We start from the raw sequence: 18,241 nt of genomic DNA on the forward strand, positions 1-18,241 counted from the left end.
TTAGATGGATTTCATAGCGGTCATGGAGTCGCGCAACTTTGCGCCTACGCTTTCAATAGGATGGTTTCTAATGGCTTTGTTTATGGCTATGAGTTTGTGATTGTCGATGCGTTCCGCTTTCGCGAAAGCGTTACCTATAAGAGCTTTATCCAGTCCATTGACATAATCAGACAATAAAGGTTTTGCAGCATGGTCAAACAAGTAGCAGCCATATTCTGCCGTGTCAGAAATGATGCGGTTCATCTCAAACAGCTTCTTTCTAGCTACCGTGTTTGCGATCAATGGCAACTCGTGCAAAGACTCATAGTAAGCGCTTTCCTCAACGATCCCAGAGGCAACCATCGTCTCAAACGCAAGTTCTACACCAGCTTTTATAAAGGCTACCATAGCAACACCGTTATCAAAATATTCCTGCTCCTTGATATCGCCCGTCGCTGTGGATTTCTCAAATGCGGTGTTTTCAGTTTCGGCGCGCCATTTCAAGAGGTTCTTATCATCATTTGCCCAGTCTTCCATCATGGTTTGTGAAAAATGACCCGACATGATATCGTCTTGATGCTTGACAAATAGAGGTCTCATGATGTCTTTCAATTCTTCAGAAAGCTCATAGGCCTTAATCTTTGAAACATTGTCCAGCCTATCCATCATGTTGGTAATACCACCATGTTTGAGTGCCTCTGTAATACGTTCCCAGCCGTACTGGATCAAGTTTGATGCATAGCCTTCTGGCGTTCCCTGTGCGACCATTTTATCGTACAATAAAATAGAGGCCGTTTGCAACACACCACATAAAATGGTTTGCTCGCCCATCAGGTCGCTCTTCACCTCTGCCACAAAAGAAGATTCCAATACACCAGCTTTATGACCACCAGTGGCGATCGCGTAAGCTTTGGCTTGATCCCAACCTTTGTTTTCTGGATCATTTTCTGGATGTACGGCAATCAAGGTAGGAACCCCAAAACCTCTCTTATATTCTTCTCTAACCTCAGATCCTGGACATTTAGGTGCTACCATGATCACGGTAATATCTTCCCTGATTTTTTGGCCTTCTTCCACGATGTTGAAACCGTGCGAGTAGGAAAGCGTGGCACCATTTTTCATGTGCGGCATTACCGCTTTTACCACAGCACTGTGCTGCTTGTCTGGCGTTAGATTGAGTACGAGGTCTGATTGTGGTATCAGTTCTTCATAGGTCCCAACGGTAAAGCCGTTTTCTGTAGCGTTTTTATAGGATTGTCTTTGTTGTTCTATAGCTTCTTTTCTAAGTGCGTAAGAAATATCAAGACCAGAATCACGCATGTTCAAACCTTGATTCAATCCTTGAGCACCGCAACCTACGATGGTTATTTTTTTTCCTTTAAGGGCATCGACACCATTTTCAAATTCTGCCTGCTCCATGAAGCGGCATTTGGAGAGTTGTTCCAGTTTTTGCGAAAGCGATAAGGTGTTAAAGTAATTTGACATTGTTTGGTTTTTATGAGTTTAATGCGGCTAGCATTTTAGTTATTTCCATGGCATCTTTAGTGACGGCAATGCGTCCAGAACGGTTGAATTGAAGAATGCCAAAAGCACTCAATTCTCGATATAATAGATCGACCTCGCTGCGCCTGCCAGATTTCTCCAACACAAAATATTCTTTATTCACCGTCACGATGCGTGCGTTGCTGTCCTTGATGATATTTTGTATTTGACGCTCTTCAAAAAGAAGGTCTGATTTGATTTTAAAAAGACAGGATTCCTGATAGATGGTCTCATCCTCAGTATGATAAAATGCCTTGATGACTTCTACCTGTTTCTCAATCTGGCCTATGATCTTTTTGATCTGGACCTCAGTCATCTTGACTAGAATCGTCCATCTAGAAACATCCTCAATCTCTGAAGCACTGGTATTTATACTTTCAATATTAATATGGCGACGTTGAAATATGGCAGATATGCGATTCAACAACCCAATATTATTCTCGGTATAAATGGATACGGTATATAGTTGTTCTTTGTTTTCCATACAATTAATGTTTTCAAGGCGTGACGAGACGACCTTACTGACTCTCTTTTACTCGTGCATTTTGATGGGTTCGCTTTCGCGAAAGCGATATATCGTCCAGCTTTCCTTCTTTGCTGTTCATCCTTGATGTGTTCAAGCTTCTCTTACTCCAATCGAATCTCTGAAACCGCAGCACCAGTAGGAATCATAGGGAAAACATTCCCTTCTTTTTCTACTCGTACTTCAAGGAAATAGGCCTCGTCACATTTCATCATTTCTTCAACGGCACTAGCGAGATCCTTGCGGTCTGTCACGAGTTTTGCCTTGATGTTATAACCTTCTGCAATCTTGATAAAATCTGGATTGATCATTTCTGTACTGGCATAGCGCTTGTCAAAAAACAGCTGCTGCCATTGACGCACCATGCCCAGGTATTCATTGTTGAGTACGACGATCTTGACCGGCACCTTAGTCTGGAAAATAGTTCCCAGTTCTTGAATGGTCATTTGGTATCCACCATCGCCTATCACGGCCACCACTTGACGATCTGGCGCGGCCATTTTTGCACCTATGGCTGCTGGCAGGGCAAAGCCCATGGTTCCCAAACCTCCAGATGTAATGTTACTGCGCGTCTGTTTGAAGTCGGCATAACGACATGCCACCATTTGATGCTGTCCTACATCAGTAACAATGGCTGCTTTACTCGCAGACTTTTTATTGATCTGCTGGATCACCTCTGCCATGGTCAACCCTTCGGTTTTTGGGTTCATGTCGTCGTTTATGACTTTATCCAGCTCTACTTGATACAAATCAGCAAATTGCTGGCGCCATTCTGGATAGGTTTTTTCTTCCAATAGAGGTAACAGTGCGGCCAGTGTCTTTTTGGAATCACCTAAAACAGGAATATCTGCGTGGACATTTTTACTGACCTCAGCTGGATCAATTTCAAAATGAATGATTTTGGCTTGTTTTGCATATCGCGATAAGTCGCCGGTCACACGGTCGTCAAATCGCATACCGATGGCGATAAGCACATCGCACTCATTGGTCAATAGGTTAGGTGCATAATTGCCATGCATTCCTACCATTCCCACGTTGAGTTCATGTGAGGTTGGAACGGCACTCGCTCCCAATATGGTCCAGGCTGCTGGAATACCACCTTTTTCGATAACTGCTAGTAATTCTTCTTCTGCCTCGCCCAACACAACGCCTTGACCCCAAACGATCAGTGGTTTTTTGGCTTCGTTAATGGCTTTTGCAGCAGCTTCAATAGATCCTTGCGTGGTTTCTGGAACAGGTACGTAGCTTCTGATTGAATTACATTTCGCGTAAGCGAAATCAAACTCTTCAAACTGTGCGTCTTTAGTAATATCAATCAAGACTGGACCTGGACGGCCACTTTGTGCGATATAAAAGGCTTTGGCAAAAACGGTTGGGATATCTGCCGCCTTGGTGATTTGTGTGTTCCACTTAGTAACTGGTGTGGAAATACCAACAATATCAGTTTCCTGAAACGCGTCGGTTCCCAGCAGGTGTGACCCTACCTGACCCGTGACGCAAATCAATGGTGTGGAATCGATCATGGCGTCTGCCAGTCCAGTGATAAGATTAGTAGCTCCTGGTCCAGAGGTTGCAATGGCAACGCCTACTTTATTGGAAATACGTGCATAGCCTTGTGCGGCGTGTGTGGCACCTTGCTCATGACGTGTCAAAATATGCTTAAGCTGATCTTGATAGCCGTAGAACTTGTCGTAGAGCGGCATGATGGCACCACCAGGATAGCCGAAAACGGTATCCACACCTTCGGCAAGGAAGCATTTGATAATAGCTTCTGCCCCAGACATTCTTTCTGTCGTGGTGGCGCTGGGCGCGGTTTGAGTTGCTGTTTGTTCTTTCATAATCAGCTATTTAAAATTCGTCAGTCACACAGCCTTTTGAGGCATTTGAAACTGTTCGTGCATATTTATAGAGCACACCTCTTGAAAACTTGAGTGGTGGCTGTTTCCATTGTTTTTTTCTTTGTTCCAATTCTTCATCTGATACTTCCAGAATAATGGAATTGGAAACGGCATCTATGGTAATGGTATCTCCATCTTTTACGAGGGCGATGGTGCCACCTTCCTGAGCTTCTGGAGTGATGTGTCCCACCACAAAGCCATGCGTACCGCCAGAGAATCGACCATCAGTTATCAAGGCTACTTCCTTACCTAAACCCGCACCCATAATGGCCGCTGTAGGTTTAAGCATTTCTGGCATTCCCGGACCTCCTTTAGGACCTTCATATCTTATAACGACAACATCGCCTTTATTTACCTGGCCATCACGAATGCCGTCGTTTGCGGCATACTCGCCATCAAAAACTTTGGCCTTACCTGTGAATTGCAACCCTTCTTTTCCAGTGATTTTTGCAACGCTACCATCGCTTGCCAGATTGCCGTACAACATCCTCAAGTGACCGGAAACCTTGATGGGTTCTTCTACCGTTTTGATCACATCTTGATCTGCTGTTAGATCTGGCACATCTCTCAAATTCTCTGCAACTGTTTTTCCAGTTACGGTCATACAGTCGCCATGGATCAATCCCTTACTCAACAAATACTTCATGACGGCTGGAATACCACCTATGCGGTGGATGTCTTCCATCAAGTATTTCCCGCTAGGTTTTAAATCTGCTAAGAATGGTGTGTTGTCACTAATATTTTGGAAATCCTTAAGTGTAAAATCAATTTGTGCCGCTCTGGCAATCGCAAGAAAGTGAAGTACGGCATTAGTAGATCCACCTAAAATAGTTACCAATCTTACCGCATTCTCTAATGATTTGCGAGTTATGATATCAGATGGCTTGATGTCCTTTTCCAACAAGTTGAGCATTGCTTTTCCTGCGTCAATGGATTCTTGTTGTTTATCCTTGCTCAATGCAGGGTTGGATGAATTGTAAGGCAAGGCCATCCCAAGTGCCTCTATAGAACTGGCCATGGTATTTGCCGTGTACATGCCACCGCAGGCACCAGCGCCAGGACAAGCTTTCTTCACAATACTTTGATATTCTTCTTCTTGCATGGTACCAGCAACCTTGCTGCCCCAAGCTTCAAAAGCAGATACTACATCCAGCTTCTGGCCATTGTGGCAACCAGAATCTATGGTACCGCCGTACACCAAAATGCTGGGACGATCCAATCTTATCATCGCCATCAATGCTCCTGGCATATTTTTATCACAACCCACCACGGTTACAAGTCCATCATAGCTCATGGCCTGTACGACTGTCTCCATGGAATCTGCGATGATATCTCTGGAAGGTAATGAGTAACGCATTCCAGGTGTTCCCATAGAAATACCGTCGCTAACACCAATGGTATTGAATATTAAACCAACAAGGTTTTTTTCCAAGGTTCCTTGCTTTACCAGTTTTGCCAAGTCATTTAAGTGCATGTTACAGGGATTTCCCTCATAACCTGTACTGGCAATCCCGACAAAAGGTTTTTGCAAATCTTCCTTAGATAGACCTATGGCATGCAACATGGCTTGTGCAGCCGGCTGCGTTGGATCCTGTGTTACGGTTTTACTGTATTTGTTTAAAGACATACGCTTGGTTTAAACGAAGTCTTGATACTTCTTGATGTATTCATGGGTAGTGTTTGCATACTGTATTGATCAAAGTTATTGAATGCGTTTTCTCTAGATATCTAGTGTCATACGGTTCAAGTTCGTTCAAACTAGGCAATGTTTAATTATATCATTGTTTTACAGACACTTATACCATTTCAATGTATGATGTTCAATCATTTCATTTCAAACTATTTTATATATAAAATAGCCATTCCCAACTCGTTTAGGTTTGAATAATAATAGAAATGACGTTATTGCTACTGGATGGCTTCATAGTGTAGAAGTGATGACAATATTTCGCTGTTAAAAATTAGGAGTCCAGATTTTCACTCAGGAACAACCTACTGCAATTGAACTACCTTAATGAATATTACATAAACCTGTCATAAAAAGTATGATGAGTTCCATGGTGGCCAACTGCTAATATGTATATTTGACTCTTGAAAGAGGATTGATTTGACTGATTGCAACCTCGTCTTATTTCAGTAAGACACAAATGCTAAACCAGAAGTATTTCCCGCACAGTCTACCTTCCTTTATATTTATTAATCAAACGTTAGAGAACTTATAGTGAGTTCGCTTTCGCGAAAGCGTAATACTTATATGCCTTATTTATTTACATCAGAATCTGTGAGTGAAGGTCACCCAGATAAAGTTGCAGACCAGATTAGTGATGCCTTACTGGATCACTTTCTCGCTTTTGATCCTGAATCCAAAGTAGCATGTGAAACTCTAGTTACCACGGGACAAGTCGTACTTGCAGGCGAGGTGAAATCTGATACCTATCTGGATGTTCAGACCATCGCCCGTGAGATCATCAATGAAATAGGATATACTAAAGGTGAATATCAATTCTCTGGTGATTCCTGTGGCGTCATTTCTTTGATACATGAGCAGTCACAAGACATCAATCAAGGTGTCGATCGTGAGAGTAAAGAGGAACAGGGTGCCGGTGATCAAGGTATGATGTTCGGCTATGCGACTAACGAGACAGAGAATTACATGCCGCTGGCGTTGGACATCTCACACAAAATCTTGATCGAGCTGGCAAAGCTACGTCGTGAAAATAAGGACATTACCTATCTAAGACCTGATGCAAAATCACAGGTCACCATTGAATACAGCGATGATAACGTCCCGCAACGCATTGACGCGATCGTGATTTCTACGCAACACGATCCATTTGACGCAGATGATGATAAAATGCTTGCCAAGATCAAAAAGGATCTTGTAGAGATTCTTATTCCTAGAGTTCAGGAACAGCTTCCTGCCTATGCGCAAAAACTATTTAATGACGATATTACCTACCATATCAATCCAACCGGTAAATTTGTAATAGGCGGACCTCATGGTGATACCGGACTAACCGGTCGCAAAATCATCGTGGATACCTATGGTGGCAAAGGAGCGCATGGTGGTGGTGCCTTCTCTGGTAAAGATCCATCAAAAGTAGACCGCAGTGCAGCCTATGCTGCGAGACACGTGGCCAAAAACCTTGTTGCAGCAGGACTTGCCACAGAGGTGTTAGTTCAGGTTTCATATGCGATAGGCGTGGTTGAACCTACTTCCATTCACGTGGATACTTACGGAACCGCAACTGTAGATATGACAGATGGAGAGATTGCAAAAAAAGTAGCCAGCATCTTTGACATGCGACCTGCATCTATTGAATCCCGATTGAAACTACGCAATCCTATTTATAGAGATACCGCAGCTTACGGACACATGGGACGCGAGCCCAAAACGGTGACTAAAGTTTTTGAATCCCCATACAATGGTAAAATCACAAAAGAGGTAGAGCTATTTACTTGGGAGAAGCTTGACTTTGTCGACAAGGTAAAAGAAGCATTCGGCTTGTAATTGATGGTCGACCAAAATAAAAACCCCAAGCCAAGGCTTGGGGTTTTTTATTGATTCCAATTTGATGATGAAATTATGATTTGCGCATCTGTCGCATCGCAAACCACAAGGCCATCAAAAACAAAAAGAGATACCATATATAACCACGATCTCTATCTCCAGTAGCCATAAGGAAAAGAACGTAGCCACTTCCCACACAACTAGTGTAGAATAAAATCTTCCAGAACCATTTGGGGATTTCCATAGTGTTAGTTCTTACCAGTTAACTTGTTTCCCGTTTTCAAATATTTTGCCCATGCCTTTGAATACGTATGAACATTCTCAGTCGGTTTGCCCTGTTGATCTACTACTTCATAACCGGCATCCTTCCAGGCAAATATACTTCCGTAAAGGTTTTTGACATCGCTAAATCCAGCTTCCTGTAGTTTTTCACCGTAATTCTCGCTGCGCACACCTACTGTGCAATAAACCACGACAGGTTTGTTTTTATTTGCCGTGTTTGCCAACCCTTTCCAATCCTTCAACGATTCACCAGCCCAGATGGCATTGGGCAAATGACTTACTTCAAATTCCTCGAGTTTTCGAGTATCCAATATGATATAATCTTGATAGTTCATCTTGAGCTCTTGTACGCTTATGTAGGGAACGCTTTGGGTATTGTATTTCTTGAGAACCTCATCGATGGACTGCGCCGCGCCTATGGCCACACCCATAAAAAACATCACAGCTACCAGAATCTGTTTCTTAGTCGTCATTTTAAAAGTGCTGTGTGATTTCATTCAATACTATTTTTTTGCCCTGCAGTTGCTTTTCGGCAGGTGGAAGAATTTCCATATTGTCCCAAATTCCTGTAGCGAGTGTAGCGGCATATTCCATAGGTAGCTCATTTTTTTGCATCTGTTGCATGGCCGTTTGATAATCATAAGAAAGCTGAACATGCTCAAATTCAAAACCATTGCTGTCATCAATGATCATTGCCCAGGTCTGCGCAGAGCCATCATTTGCCGGCATACCTATCACTCCAGCGTTGAGCCATAGCTTTTCCTGATAATCATCTGCAAATGGCAAGCCACAATGGCCTGCGATGATCACATCCGCTTTTAATCCATCAAAACTTGTCTGTTTTTGCGTCCAGTCTGTGGACTTGAAAACGAATTGGGACACGTGATCATAACTTCCATGAACCAACGCTATCTGTTTGCCCGCGTAGTTAAATGTTATGTGGTCTGACAAGGATTTGAAATAGTTTTTTGAGCTGGTGTGAAGATTCGCTTTCGCGAAAGCGAACCATATCTCACTAAATCCATCGCATCTAGAGCCTGTGGTAAAATCGCAACCGCAATCTTCCTGATCGTCGCGCAACTGGATCTCTACATTACCCAGAATGCTATGAGCGCCCCATTTTTGAAATTGCTCCAAGGTTTCCTGTGGCTGCCCGCAGTAACCTATGATGTCGCCGGTACAGATGCAGTTCTCTGCCGTGATACCTTGACTTTGTGCCAATTCCATCAAACTTTCGAGCGCTTGTAAATTGCTATAAACGCCACCGAATAGTAGCATCCTGCCGGTCTTTTGACCTAACTCTATGATCTTCTTATCCATGTGGGCAATAAGAATAAGATGAAACTAAGAAGAACTCCATAAATGTTGATCCATAAAAGGGATGCATATTTTCCTGTTGTGTAGATGAGTGATTCTGGGAACCATTCAAATACTAATAATAGTCCGAAAATAAGGCCGCAAATTACGGACAAAAAATAACTGATCTGTGGCACTTTCATCTTCCATAAAAGAAAGACTGGTGTCAATCCTATCACCATGGTTCCGCTTATGGTTGTAGCGCTCAGGATTTCGGCGTCCAGAAATACAGGAATAGTTCCCAACAATGCTACTAAAATCATCATGAGTCGTCCAAAACTTACGGTAGTACCCAATCCTAAATCAAGCGTTAACAGCTTAGAAAAACTGGAGAACGTGCTGTCCAGCGTACTTGCAGCGCTGGTGATCATGATAAAATTGATGATGAGCAACAGAACGACTCCCAACTTTTTAGCCACCTCAACAGCCGCTTGACCCTGTAATCCTGCTTGTTGTGCATAGACACCAACTAAACTAAAAAGAACAATACACAAACCGCCTAATAAAGCTGCCCACAAGAAACTTTTTCTTGTGATGCGTGGACTGGTGATAAATCCGCGATCTGTCAAAACGGGATCATGAAATGGATAGCTAAAGCTTTGCAGTCCAGCCGCAAAAAACAAGTTCAACCCCATTTCCATGGACCAGGTACCGCTGGTCATCATTTCGCCTACATCAGCAGACGGCTCGGCAAAAATGACTCCGAGAATGATCATAAGTAGCACCGAAAATAGTACCATCTGTATCACGTCTGTAAATATGGAACTACTCAAACCACCTTTTAAGGTATAGGCCAGCGTTAGCAATGTAAAAACAATGATCGCTGTATAGTATGGCGTGCTGCCCATATCACCGAAGTAGGTTCCTATCACCATCGTGTTGGACCACACTTCATTAAACAACCTAAAACTGATCAATATGGAAAACAAACCAACAGCTCTGCGCCCATATTTATCAGTCAGAAAATGATGTATGCTGGTATAACCACCAACCGTACGCAGCTGATAAATAATAAGTCCAGCTACCGCAAAAGACAAATAATAGCCTGCATAAGCCACACCGCCAACCAGACCAAATTCCAATCCAAGATTAGCCGCATTGGTAATACTCTTTGCAAAAATCCAAGAGATAATTAAACTACCCGTCAACATCAACATATTGGGTTCTTTACCGCGATGCTGTGCCTTAAAAAAGGTCGCCACATCTTTGGCGTAAGGTGCCAATATGAAAAACACCACACTACTGCCTATAATAAGCAGCCATTGTAATGTTGATGTTTGAGTGAGGAATTCCAAGTTTAGTAGTTAGTAGTTAGTAGTTAGTAGTTAGTAAAATGTCAGTTCGAGCGCAGTCGAGAACAATTAGCGTGTTAAAATCTTCAATTACTGTTCAGTCTAATATTTGTAAAAGTTTATCCGCTCCTTCTCGACTGTCGCTCGAAGCAGCTTGCTTCCAATTTTTAAAATCTTCAATCAAAAATTTGGGACGTTACATCTTACTCGTCCCACCAGACTGGTACGTTAATACTGTTGTCATTTGTTGCAGTGGCAGCGGTGCTATAATTATCAGCATTCAAGGCAGCTTCCTCTGCAGGATAAGGCATTCTTACCGGAATTAAACCGTTATTCAAGCTGGCAGAAACATTTTTCAATGCAGGAAAACCTGTTCTTCTGTATTCAATCCAGCCTTCATAGCCATTGATCATATTGGCAATCCATTTTTGGGTGATGATTTGCTCAATGGGATCGTTGCCATTAGCCGCATACGCACCTGTTGTGGCGAGGTAGTCTGCTGGTAAAGGCGTATTCCAATATTCATAGGCTTGTGCCACTCCAGTTTCGTACAATTCTTGTGCTGGTGCCGTGATGAGTCCCTTTTGAGCAGCTTCGGCTAAAAGAAAGTTAGTTTCCCATGCCGTCATGTAATTGGCATCCAGCATTCCCGTATTTTCTCTAAAGATGGTGCCTGCAAGAGAATAATCTGCAAGACTTACTGAGGTAGAAGAGGCATCGATACCGTTGATCAATCCTTCAAAATCATCACCGTTGCCATTATTGGCTCGCGGTCTAAAAAGCACATTGATACGATCATCATTCAAACCTTCCAGAACCTCTTCCATGGTTTCGCTCATCACAAAGTTATTGAAGTCACCAGCTCTCAATCGCGCCATACGAAAGTTGTTAGGCTCACCATCGGTAAAATTGAATACTGCATTTTGATCGTTGGAACTAATGTAATTCTGTGCCGCATAAACAGCTTGTAACCTTGCGTTCACATTCTCTTTTGAAGAGATACGCACCAGTGCCTTTATCTTCAAACTATTGGCAAATCGCACCCAAGCATCCAGATCGCCATTAAAAAGCACATCACCTTCTAATGCAATCGAACCGTTGTAAGCTTGAATGGCTGCAATACCTTTATCTAGATTATCCAGAATTCCGTTTTCCTGGAGATAGATATCTTCCTGTAGATCATAAGCCGGTTGCACCGTGCCGTCCAGTCCTTTAAAAGCTTCCGTATAAGGCACGTCTCCAAAAATATCTGTCAAGCCAGCGGTCATGTATGCTTTGAAAATCAAGGCTGGACCTTCATAAACCGCAAAGGCAGGCGTGGTTTGCGACTGCTCGATAATGATTTCATTGTCTCTCAAATTCCTATAAAAAATAGGCCATGGATCACCACCTAGTTGTGGACTTTTCAACGCATGGCGGTCAAAGAGATTAAAATCCAGTGCAGTCAAGTGCTGGCTTAACAAACCACCAGCCACAAAACCTTCATAGGACATTTGCTCGCCGTAGTCGTAGATCACCTGTCTCAACAGCAAGCTGGGCTGTACGCTTACTGGAGCGTTAGGATTTGTATTTAATTCTTCAAAATCGTTGGTACAGGACACAATGGCAAGACCTAGAAAAGCCACCATCATAAGGCTGTAATGTTTTATATGTTTCATCTTCATGGATGTATTATGGGTTGAGTTCGCTTTCGCGCCATGCCTGACGGCAGGCAGGAAAGCGAAAAAAATTTAAAAATTGATACCAGCTTTCAAACCGATGCTTCTTGTCGATGCATAGGACATGTCCTCGACACCATTGACGAAGCCTTGGCCTTGCACGGCCAGCTGCTCTGGATCAAAATGTGGAATCTCACTAAAGGCAAATAAGTTTCTACCTATCAAAGAAATGCGCAAATCTGCACCATCGCCGAAGATGCCAAAAGCACCTTCCTTCAATTCAAAATTGTAACCTATAGAGAACTGACGCAGTTTCAAATAACTCGCATCGTACACATTGTTCTCTTCATGGTTACGGTCATAAAACTGACGGTAATAACTCTCTGCAGTGACCGCTGTGGTATTTTGAACATACACTGGATTCTGCGCTGTTCCTGTATTGACTACTCCATCGGCAACAATTCCAGCTTCTGGCCTAAACGAGGTGTCGTTCAACTGGCCACCAACAGCACCTAGTGCCAGCGTTCGTGAAACTAAAATCCCACCTTGTCTCCAGTCCAACAAGAACGATGCATCAAAGTTTTTGTATTGGAATGAATTGGTCAACCCTACAGTGAAATCTGCATTGTAGTTACCTAATTTTTTAAGTTCTGGATCTGCGATAAAACGACCTGCTGGAGTCAAAATAAACTCGCCGTCTTCATTGCGTGTGTAACCGGTTCCATATAAATCGCCCACGCGACCACCTTCTTCCACTTGATGAAAAACGGTCTGGTCGGCATTGTCATAGACTCTGGAAAAGCCCAAGGTCAAACGACCATCTTCCTGCGGCAGGCTCTCAACAATGGCTCTACTGCTGGCAAAATTCACGGTGGAACTCCACTGGAAATTGTCATTTTGAACAGGAATGGCGTTCAAAATAATTTCGACGCCTTGATTTCTAACCGAGCCTCCATTGACAACCTGCTGGCTAAATCCAGATGAGATGGCAATAGGCAAGGAAAGTATCTGGTCATCTGTCACGGCATTGTAATAGGTGAAATCAAGGTTCAATCGCTGTTTAAGCAAACGCACATCAAAACCTAACTCGATGCTTGAGGTCGTCTCTGGCTTCAAATTGGCATTTGGGATAAAATCCTGGTTGGTAAACGTAGGCTGTGAATTTACAGGCGTTTGCGACAGGAAAGTTCCTTGAGTCTGGTACGGATTGGTATCGTTACCAACCTCTGCATAACTGGCGCGTATTTTGGCAAAATCAATCACTCTAGGTAGTTCAACCACATTGCTCAAGATAAAACTGGTCGATATGGATGGATAAAAGAATGAAGTATTATCTGCCGTGAATGGTGTTGCCAGCGCGCTGGACCAGTCGTTACGGGCTGTGATGTCCAGATAGAGGAAATTTTTGTAGCCTGCTTTCGCGAAAGCGTACAAACTATTAATCCTTTTCTCTGAAGTAAACCCAAAGGTTTCAATAGGGCTCGCTGCATTGTTCAAGGAGAAAATTCCTGGTTGTGCGAGGCTAGTGGTTTGTACTTGAGTGGTTTGCGCCGTCTGGTTCAAACGATTACCACCAACACTGGCATCAAAACTAATGTCACCAAATTGCTTTTTGTAATTGAGCAGGAAGTCTGTGTTGATCTCACGGTAGAAAACGTCATGTTCTGCATAGGCTCCATTTCTAAACCTATTGGAAGAATAGTTGCGCAGGAAACGTCGCTTCTCGTTGCTGTAATCCATTCCAGATCGTATGGTTGCGGTTAGCTCTGGAGTTAGCTTTCGCGAAAGCGATATGTTTCCAAAAAGCCTGTCCCGACCAAAGCTGTTGCGGTTTTCTTTGAGTATGAAATAGGGATTATCAAAAAACGTATAGTTGAACGAGTACTGCTGCACGCCTTCCAATCCAGGCTGCCAGTAGTCGCGCAAACTGTCAATGTTTAAAGAACGTGGTCCCCATGCGACCAATGAGTAGTTGACGTTCTCACTACCATAACCGTTGGACGGCCTATTGTCTGATGCACTATTCACATAGTTGATGCTGGCGTTGATTCTTGTACGGTCGTCAGGTCTAAAATTAAGTTTTGCAGCAACGGTCTGACGGTCCAGATTCACACCAGGAATAATGCTCTCACTGCGCAGATCTGTAAAGCTCAATCGATAGTCTCCTTTTTCAAAACCATTGCTTACCGATATATTGTTGATCGCAGTATAACCAGTTTCATAGAAATCCTTCAAATTATCTGGATGGCTCACAAAAGGAGTAGGCGTGATGTCCAGACCGCTGTATAAAGCGGTATCACCACCGCGAACTACCGTTCCATCTGGCAGAGTCACTGGACTATCAAATTGTGGGATCAACGTGCCTTGATCCAATCGTGGTCCCCAAGAATAGGATATGTTATCATTGATACCACCACCTAAACCATCGACGTATTCAAACTGACCGCTGTTTCCCTGACCGAATTCATTCTGAAATTCTGGGAGTTTGAAGGCACTATCCACAAAGAAGCTGGTATTGTATGAAACACCCAATCCTCTTTTTTTGCCGCCGCTTTTAGTTTCTATGATAATGGCTCCATTGGCAGCTCTTGTGCCGTAAAGTGCTGCGGCTGCAGGTCCTTTGAGTACAGATACACTGGCGATGTCATCTTGGTTGATCTCACCTGCTCCGTTCCCAAAATCTACTTCTTGAAAACCAGCAGCGGCTTCATTCGTAAAATTAAAAACCGAGTTGTTATTGACTGGCGTTCCATCCACGATAAATAACGGATTGTTGTTAGAGAAACTCGCCTCGCCACGTATGGTTATTTTAGACGAAGAACCAACGCCAGTCGCGCCAGGTGTGACGGTAATACCAGCCACCTTACCTTGAAGGTTATCGACCAGATTGACCGACTTTACTTCTTGGATATCTTCTGTATCCAAGGTTTGTACGGCATATCCCAACTCTCGTTCTTCACGTTTGATTCCTAAAGCTGTAATCACAACCTCATCAAGCGCATCGCCTTCTTGTAGAGTGATGTTCAAAACAGTAGAACTGTTAATTGGAATCGTCTGACTTCGATAGCCTATGTATGAAAATACCAGAACAGCATCATTAGCTACGGTAATGGAATACCTTCCATCTACATTAGTTGTCGTACCATTTTCAGTACCGCGCTCTGCAACGTTTGCAAAGGCTATGGGAGTTCCTGTCACATCGTTGACGGTTCCCGTAATTGTAATTTGCGCCCAACTCGTGATACAACACAGCAGGAGCATGACAAGAGTAATTCTCTTCATGTAATCAATAAAAAAAGTGAAATAAAAACCCTGATTAGGGTAACGAATCTTAAGCTGCGATAGAGATAGGCGAGCCTTTGTTCAATGGTGATTCCAGAGAAACTGATTCGGTATTTGAGAATTCTAAAGAAAATGTGACAGGCTTGAAATAAAGTGTTTCAAGAATGAGTTGTGCCAGGTGCCATCTTAGATCCTTTCCCTTAAAAAGCTGATGGATATCGTCCTCATCATCTAGGTCATGAAGGTGTTCCAGTACATCGACTGATTTAGACTGCCGTTCCAGCAGCTCCATATAACTTGTTGCCAGATGACCGGTTTGCCATGGCAGGTTTTCAAAACTAATAGCATCAAAAGATGAAGCGTGAATACCCATCAAATAAAAACCACCATCCAGCGATGGACCGTTGACCGCTTTACCTTGATTCAATGAATCTGCAGCTCTTAAAAGATGGTCGCAGGAAAGCTGTGGTGTGTCGTTACCTACACAAATAACTTGATCGTATCCCTTTTTGATTACCCTTTGAATGGCATTTGAAAATCGCTTACCAAACCCAATACCTTCTTGTTCCTTCTCTGTAAAATGGAAGTAATCAAGACCACTCTTTTCCACCTGCTGAATGACTCTACTGTTCAAGACATCCATCAATTGCTGGTTAGCAGCAAGTGATTTGTATTGAGCATCTGCCTCTGCATTTTGTGCAAAGATGAGAATAGCAGTATTTGAATGACTTGTAATGATCTTAGATACCAGGATTAGAGGTGAAATATACTTTTATTCAAGTTCTAACAGCAACCGCCACCATCATAATGGTACGTGGACTCGCTAAAATAGATATCGTCACGGCCTAAATCCTTTAGTGCTTGTGCTGTTTTATCGCAAATAGCCAGTGGTTGATTCTTTAACAACACATGTCCCTTACCGTCGTCAAACTGGCGATCGTCACCATAGTAAATAGCGGCTTTACCGGTGAAGATACATGGTCCATCTTCTGGCATGGGATCCTTTATCGCTGCCACCTCAATGGATTCAATGTAGATCAATTCGTCTGTAGGGTAATTTTTAGGATCGAGAATACGATACGGTTTGCGCGCTCTTATTTCAATCGTTCCAAAGCCTACATCTGTCAAGGCTTTTACATATTGATCGATAGGCAATGAACCGCTTAAGCATAAAGCTCTTAGACGATCGTCATTTCTTAAAGCATCGTTCATTTCCTGCTCGCATGTTGGGTCGCTCATGACCAATCTACCATGAGGTTTTAAGACACGGTACATCTCTTCAATTGCCTTTTTCAAATCTTCTTCCTTAAAGATATTGAACAGGCAGTTTTGCGCAGCGACATCGATGGAATTATCGGCTACTGGTAGGTTTAAAGCATCGCCTTTGTGAAGTTCAACAAACTCACTTTTAAACCACGGGTTTTCCTCTTCGGCGATTTTGAAATTTTTGCGGGATGCCTCTAGCATTTCTGGAACCACATCAACACCTACAACACCACCTTTTTGTCTAGAGAAATAGGCAAACTGCAATAGTTCCATACCACCACCAACGCCCACGTATAGTATTCTAGGACTGTTCCCTAAGTCGCGCGCATGCACAGTAGAACCACAACCGTAATTCATTTCCTGCATGATCTTAGGAATCTTGAGACCAGGCAATTCCCAAACAGGATTGGTCGTACAACACAGCCCAACATCTGGCACCAATGCGGCATCTCTATAAAGTTCTTCAGTAGCGTTTAGGTAGCTCATGGTTTAGGAAATTTGTTGGTTTGTTCGCTTTCGCGAAAGCGAAATAAAAATAAATTAGTTAATTAGTCACAACACCTTGACAACTGCTTCCCGCACCAGCCGTACAGCCATAACAGTGTTGGGAAATCTGAATCTTACGGTCGTTGAGAAGGTCCTCATTGTAATCTTTGATGTGCTGGATCTTGTTGTCCACTTTCAAATCAAGCATCTGGTTAAAATCGCAATCGTACAACCAACCATCCCAAGAAATGGAAATGGTATTGGTACACATGACATTTTGAACCGCTGCCGGGTTGTAGGCCTCTACGAGAGCGTACATATAGTCCTCGTAATTTTCACTGGCTACCAGATAATCCAGGAATCTTGCGATAGGTAGATTGGTAATCGCAAAAAGGTTGTGAAAGTGAATCCCGAAATCTTCCATCAAGGCAGCTTTCATTTCCTTTTCCATACTGGCCTGATCACCGGGCAAATAAGCACCGCTAGGATTGTAAACTAAATCAAGTCTCAAGTTACTGTCTGGCATGCCATAGCCACGCTCATTGAGTTCTTGTAGGGCTTTAATGGATTTATCAAAAACTCCGTCACCACGCTGCTTGTCTGTTTTTCCCTTAGTCCAGTGCGGCATGGAAGAAACAACGTGAATGTTGTGTTTTTTGAAAAAGTCTGGCAAATCGTGATACTTGGGATTTGCTCTTATAATAGTCAAGTTCGATCTAACGATAAAGTCCTGGATTCCAGCTTTAGCAGCTTCTTCCACAAACCAGCGGAAATCTGGATTCATCTCTGGCGCGCCACCGGTAAGGTCTAGCGTGTGCGCTTCAGTAGTTTTGATTACGTCCAAGATTTGCCTCATGGTATCGCGGGTCATGATCTCCTTGCGATCTGGTCCAGCGTCCACGTGACAGTGCGCGCAAACCTGGTTGCACATATAACCTACATTGACCTGAAGGATTTCCAGCTTTTTAGGGCGCAAGGGAAACTGATTTGTTTCCTTGATCTTTTTTGCAAAGGATGGCAACTCACCATCTGAAAACGGTTCGCCGTTCAGGATTTCAAGTTGCTTATTGATATTTGCGAGGTCTGAATCTCGTTTGTGAAGGGATTTCTTTGTATTAACTGCTACACTCATGCGTGTGTTTCTAGTTTTAATTTTGATGTTGTCC

At 43.1% G+C, this 18,241-nt stretch carries 14 protein-coding genes; 1 reads left to right on the forward strand and 13 read right to left on the reverse strand.

Annotation, left to right across the window (positions count from 1 at the left end; translation table 11 throughout):
• The 4 genes from ilvC to ilvD form a co-directional block, all read right to left on the reverse strand.
• Positions 1–1,464: a ketol-acid reductoisomerase gene (gene ilvC, locus BST86_RS09895; RefSeq protein ID WP_105983114.1), complete on the reverse strand. Its 1,464-nt coding sequence runs from the start codon at positions 1,462–1,464 to the stop codon at positions 1–3.
• Positions 1,465–1,474: 10 nt separating this feature from the next.
• On the reverse strand, positions 1,475–2,005 hold the full coding sequence (ilvN, locus tag BST86_RS09900) for an acetolactate synthase small subunit (RefSeq protein ID WP_055411064.1): 531 nt from the start codon (positions 2,003–2,005) through the stop codon (positions 1,475–1,477).
• A gap of 143 nt (positions 2,006–2,148) precedes the next feature.
• On the reverse strand, positions 2,149–3,882 hold the full coding sequence (gene ilvB / locus BST86_RS09905) for a biosynthetic-type acetolactate synthase large subunit (protein WP_105983115.1): 1,734 nt from the start codon (positions 3,880–3,882) through the stop codon (positions 2,149–2,151).
• A 10-nt stretch (positions 3,883–3,892) separates the two neighbouring features.
• Positions 3,893–5,569, reverse strand: a complete 1,677-nt coding sequence (ilvD, locus tag BST86_RS09910; protein ID WP_105983116.1) for a dihydroxy-acid dehydratase — start codon at positions 5,567–5,569, stop codon at positions 3,893–3,895.
• A 627-nt stretch (positions 5,570–6,196) separates the two neighbouring features.
• Between ilvD and metK the strand changes: the two genes are divergently transcribed.
• Positions 6,197–7,453 carry a methionine adenosyltransferase gene (gene metK / locus BST86_RS09915; protein WP_105983117.1) on the forward strand — a complete coding sequence of 419 codons (1,257 nt, stop codon included), beginning with the start codon at positions 6,197–6,199 and terminating at the stop codon, positions 7,451–7,453.
• Between the two features lie 73 nt (positions 7,454–7,526).
• Here the strand turns inward: metK and BST86_RS14910 are convergent, their stop codons facing one another.
• From BST86_RS14910 to arsS, 9 genes are all read right to left on the reverse strand, one after another.
• Complete coding sequence (locus BST86_RS14910; RefSeq protein ID WP_156339967.1) at positions 7,527–7,697, reverse strand: hypothetical protein; 171 nt, start codon at positions 7,695–7,697, stop codon at positions 7,527–7,529.
• A gap of 4 nt (positions 7,698–7,701) precedes the next feature.
• Positions 7,702–8,232 (reverse strand): rhodanese-like domain-containing protein, encoded by a 531-nt coding sequence (locus tag BST86_RS09920; protein ID WP_242446508.1) that lies wholly within the window; start codon positions 8,230–8,232, stop codon positions 7,702–7,704.
• Positions 8,210–9,055 carry a metallophosphoesterase family protein gene (locus tag BST86_RS09925; RefSeq protein ID WP_105983119.1) on the reverse strand — a complete coding sequence of 282 codons (846 nt, stop codon included), beginning with the start codon at positions 9,053–9,055 and terminating at the stop codon, positions 8,210–8,212. The genes BST86_RS09920 and BST86_RS09925 overlap by 23 nt, the downstream gene beginning before the upstream one ends.
• Complete coding sequence (locus tag BST86_RS09930; RefSeq protein ID WP_105983120.1) at positions 9,037–10,386, reverse strand: sodium:solute symporter family transporter; 1,350 nt, start codon at positions 10,384–10,386, stop codon at positions 9,037–9,039. The genes BST86_RS09925 and BST86_RS09930 overlap by 19 nt, the downstream gene beginning before the upstream one ends.
• A gap of 200 nt (positions 10,387–10,586) precedes the next feature.
• Positions 10,587–12,041 carry a SusD/RagB family nutrient-binding outer membrane lipoprotein gene (locus BST86_RS09935; RefSeq protein ID WP_105983998.1) on the reverse strand — a complete coding sequence of 485 codons (1,455 nt, stop codon included), beginning with the start codon at positions 12,039–12,041 and terminating at the stop codon, positions 10,587–10,589.
• Positions 12,042–12,113: 72 nt separating this feature from the next.
• A complete protein-coding gene (locus tag BST86_RS09940; RefSeq protein ID WP_105983121.1) occupies positions 12,114–15,323 on the reverse strand; it encodes a SusC/RagA family TonB-linked outer membrane protein in 3,210 nt (1,069 codons plus the stop codon).
• A 49-nt stretch (positions 15,324–15,372) separates the two neighbouring features.
• Entirely contained in the window at positions 15,373–15,966 is a 594-nt protein-coding gene (locus BST86_RS09945; protein WP_105983122.1) for a TIGR04282 family arsenosugar biosynthesis glycosyltransferase, read from the reverse strand.
• 140 nt (positions 15,967–16,106) lie between these two features.
• Positions 16,107–17,075 carry an arsenosugar biosynthesis arsenite methyltransferase ArsM gene (gene arsM / locus BST86_RS09950; RefSeq protein ID WP_055411074.1) on the reverse strand — a complete coding sequence of 323 codons (969 nt, stop codon included), beginning with the start codon at positions 17,073–17,075 and terminating at the stop codon, positions 16,107–16,109.
• Positions 17,076–17,133: 58 nt separating this feature from the next.
• Positions 17,134–18,207 (reverse strand): arsenosugar biosynthesis radical SAM (seleno)protein ArsS, encoded by a 1,074-nt coding sequence (gene arsS, locus BST86_RS09955; RefSeq protein WP_105983999.1) that lies wholly within the window; start codon positions 18,205–18,207, stop codon positions 17,134–17,136.
• Positions 18,208–18,241 lie beyond the last annotated feature (34 nt).

This window comes from Nonlabens agnitus, assembly GCF_002994045.1.
Taxonomy (GTDB): domain Bacteria; phylum Bacteroidota; class Bacteroidia; order Flavobacteriales; family Flavobacteriaceae; genus Nonlabens; species Nonlabens agnitus.

What these genes read in the sequence shown, in the direction of transcription:
- ilvC (WP_105983114.1), bottom strand. Translation starts at nt 1,464, where the DNA reads ATGTCAAATTACTTTAACACCTTATCGCTTTCGCAAAAACTGGAACAA.
- ilvN (WP_055411064.1), bottom strand. Translation starts at nt 2,005, where the DNA reads ATGGAAAACAAAGAACAACTATATACCGTATCCATTTATACCGAGAAT.
- ilvB (WP_105983115.1), bottom strand. Translation starts at nt 3,882, where the DNA reads ATGAAAGAACAAACAGCAACTCAAACCGCGCCCAGCGCCACCACGACA.
- ilvD (WP_105983116.1), bottom strand. Translation starts at nt 5,569, where the DNA reads ATGTCTTTAAACAAATACAGTAAAACCGTAACACAGGATCCAACGCAG.
- metK (WP_105983117.1), top strand. Translation starts at nt 6,197, where the DNA reads ATGCCTTATTTATTTACATCAGAATCTGTGAGTGAAGGTCACCCAGAT.
- BST86_RS14910 (WP_156339967.1), bottom strand. Translation starts at nt 7,697, where the DNA reads ATGGAAATCCCCAAATGGTTCTGGAAGATTTTATTCTACACTAGTTGT.
- BST86_RS09920 (WP_242446508.1), bottom strand. Translation starts at nt 8,232, where the DNA reads ATGAAATCACACAGCACTTTTAAAATGACGACTAAGAAACAGATTCTG.
- BST86_RS09925 (WP_105983119.1), bottom strand. Translation starts at nt 9,055, where the DNA reads ATGGATAAGAAGATCATAGAGTTAGGTCAAAAGACCGGCAGGATGCTA.
- BST86_RS09935 (WP_105983998.1), bottom strand. Translation starts at nt 12,041, where the DNA reads ATGAAACATATAAAACATTACAGCCTTATGATGGTGGCTTTTCTAGGT.
- BST86_RS09940 (WP_105983121.1), bottom strand. Translation starts at nt 15,323, where the DNA reads ATGAAGAGAATTACTCTTGTCATGCTCCTGCTGTGTTGTATCACGAGT.
- BST86_RS09945 (WP_105983122.1), bottom strand. Translation starts at nt 15,966, where the DNA reads ATGGATGTCTTGAACAGTAGAGTCATTCAGCAGGTGGAAAAGAGTGGT.
- arsM (WP_055411074.1), bottom strand. Translation starts at nt 17,075, where the DNA reads ATGAGCTACCTAAACGCTACTGAAGAACTTTATAGAGATGCCGCATTG.
- arsS (WP_105983999.1), bottom strand. Translation starts at nt 18,207, where the DNA reads ATGAGTGTAGCAGTTAATACAAAGAAATCCCTTCACAAACGAGATTCA.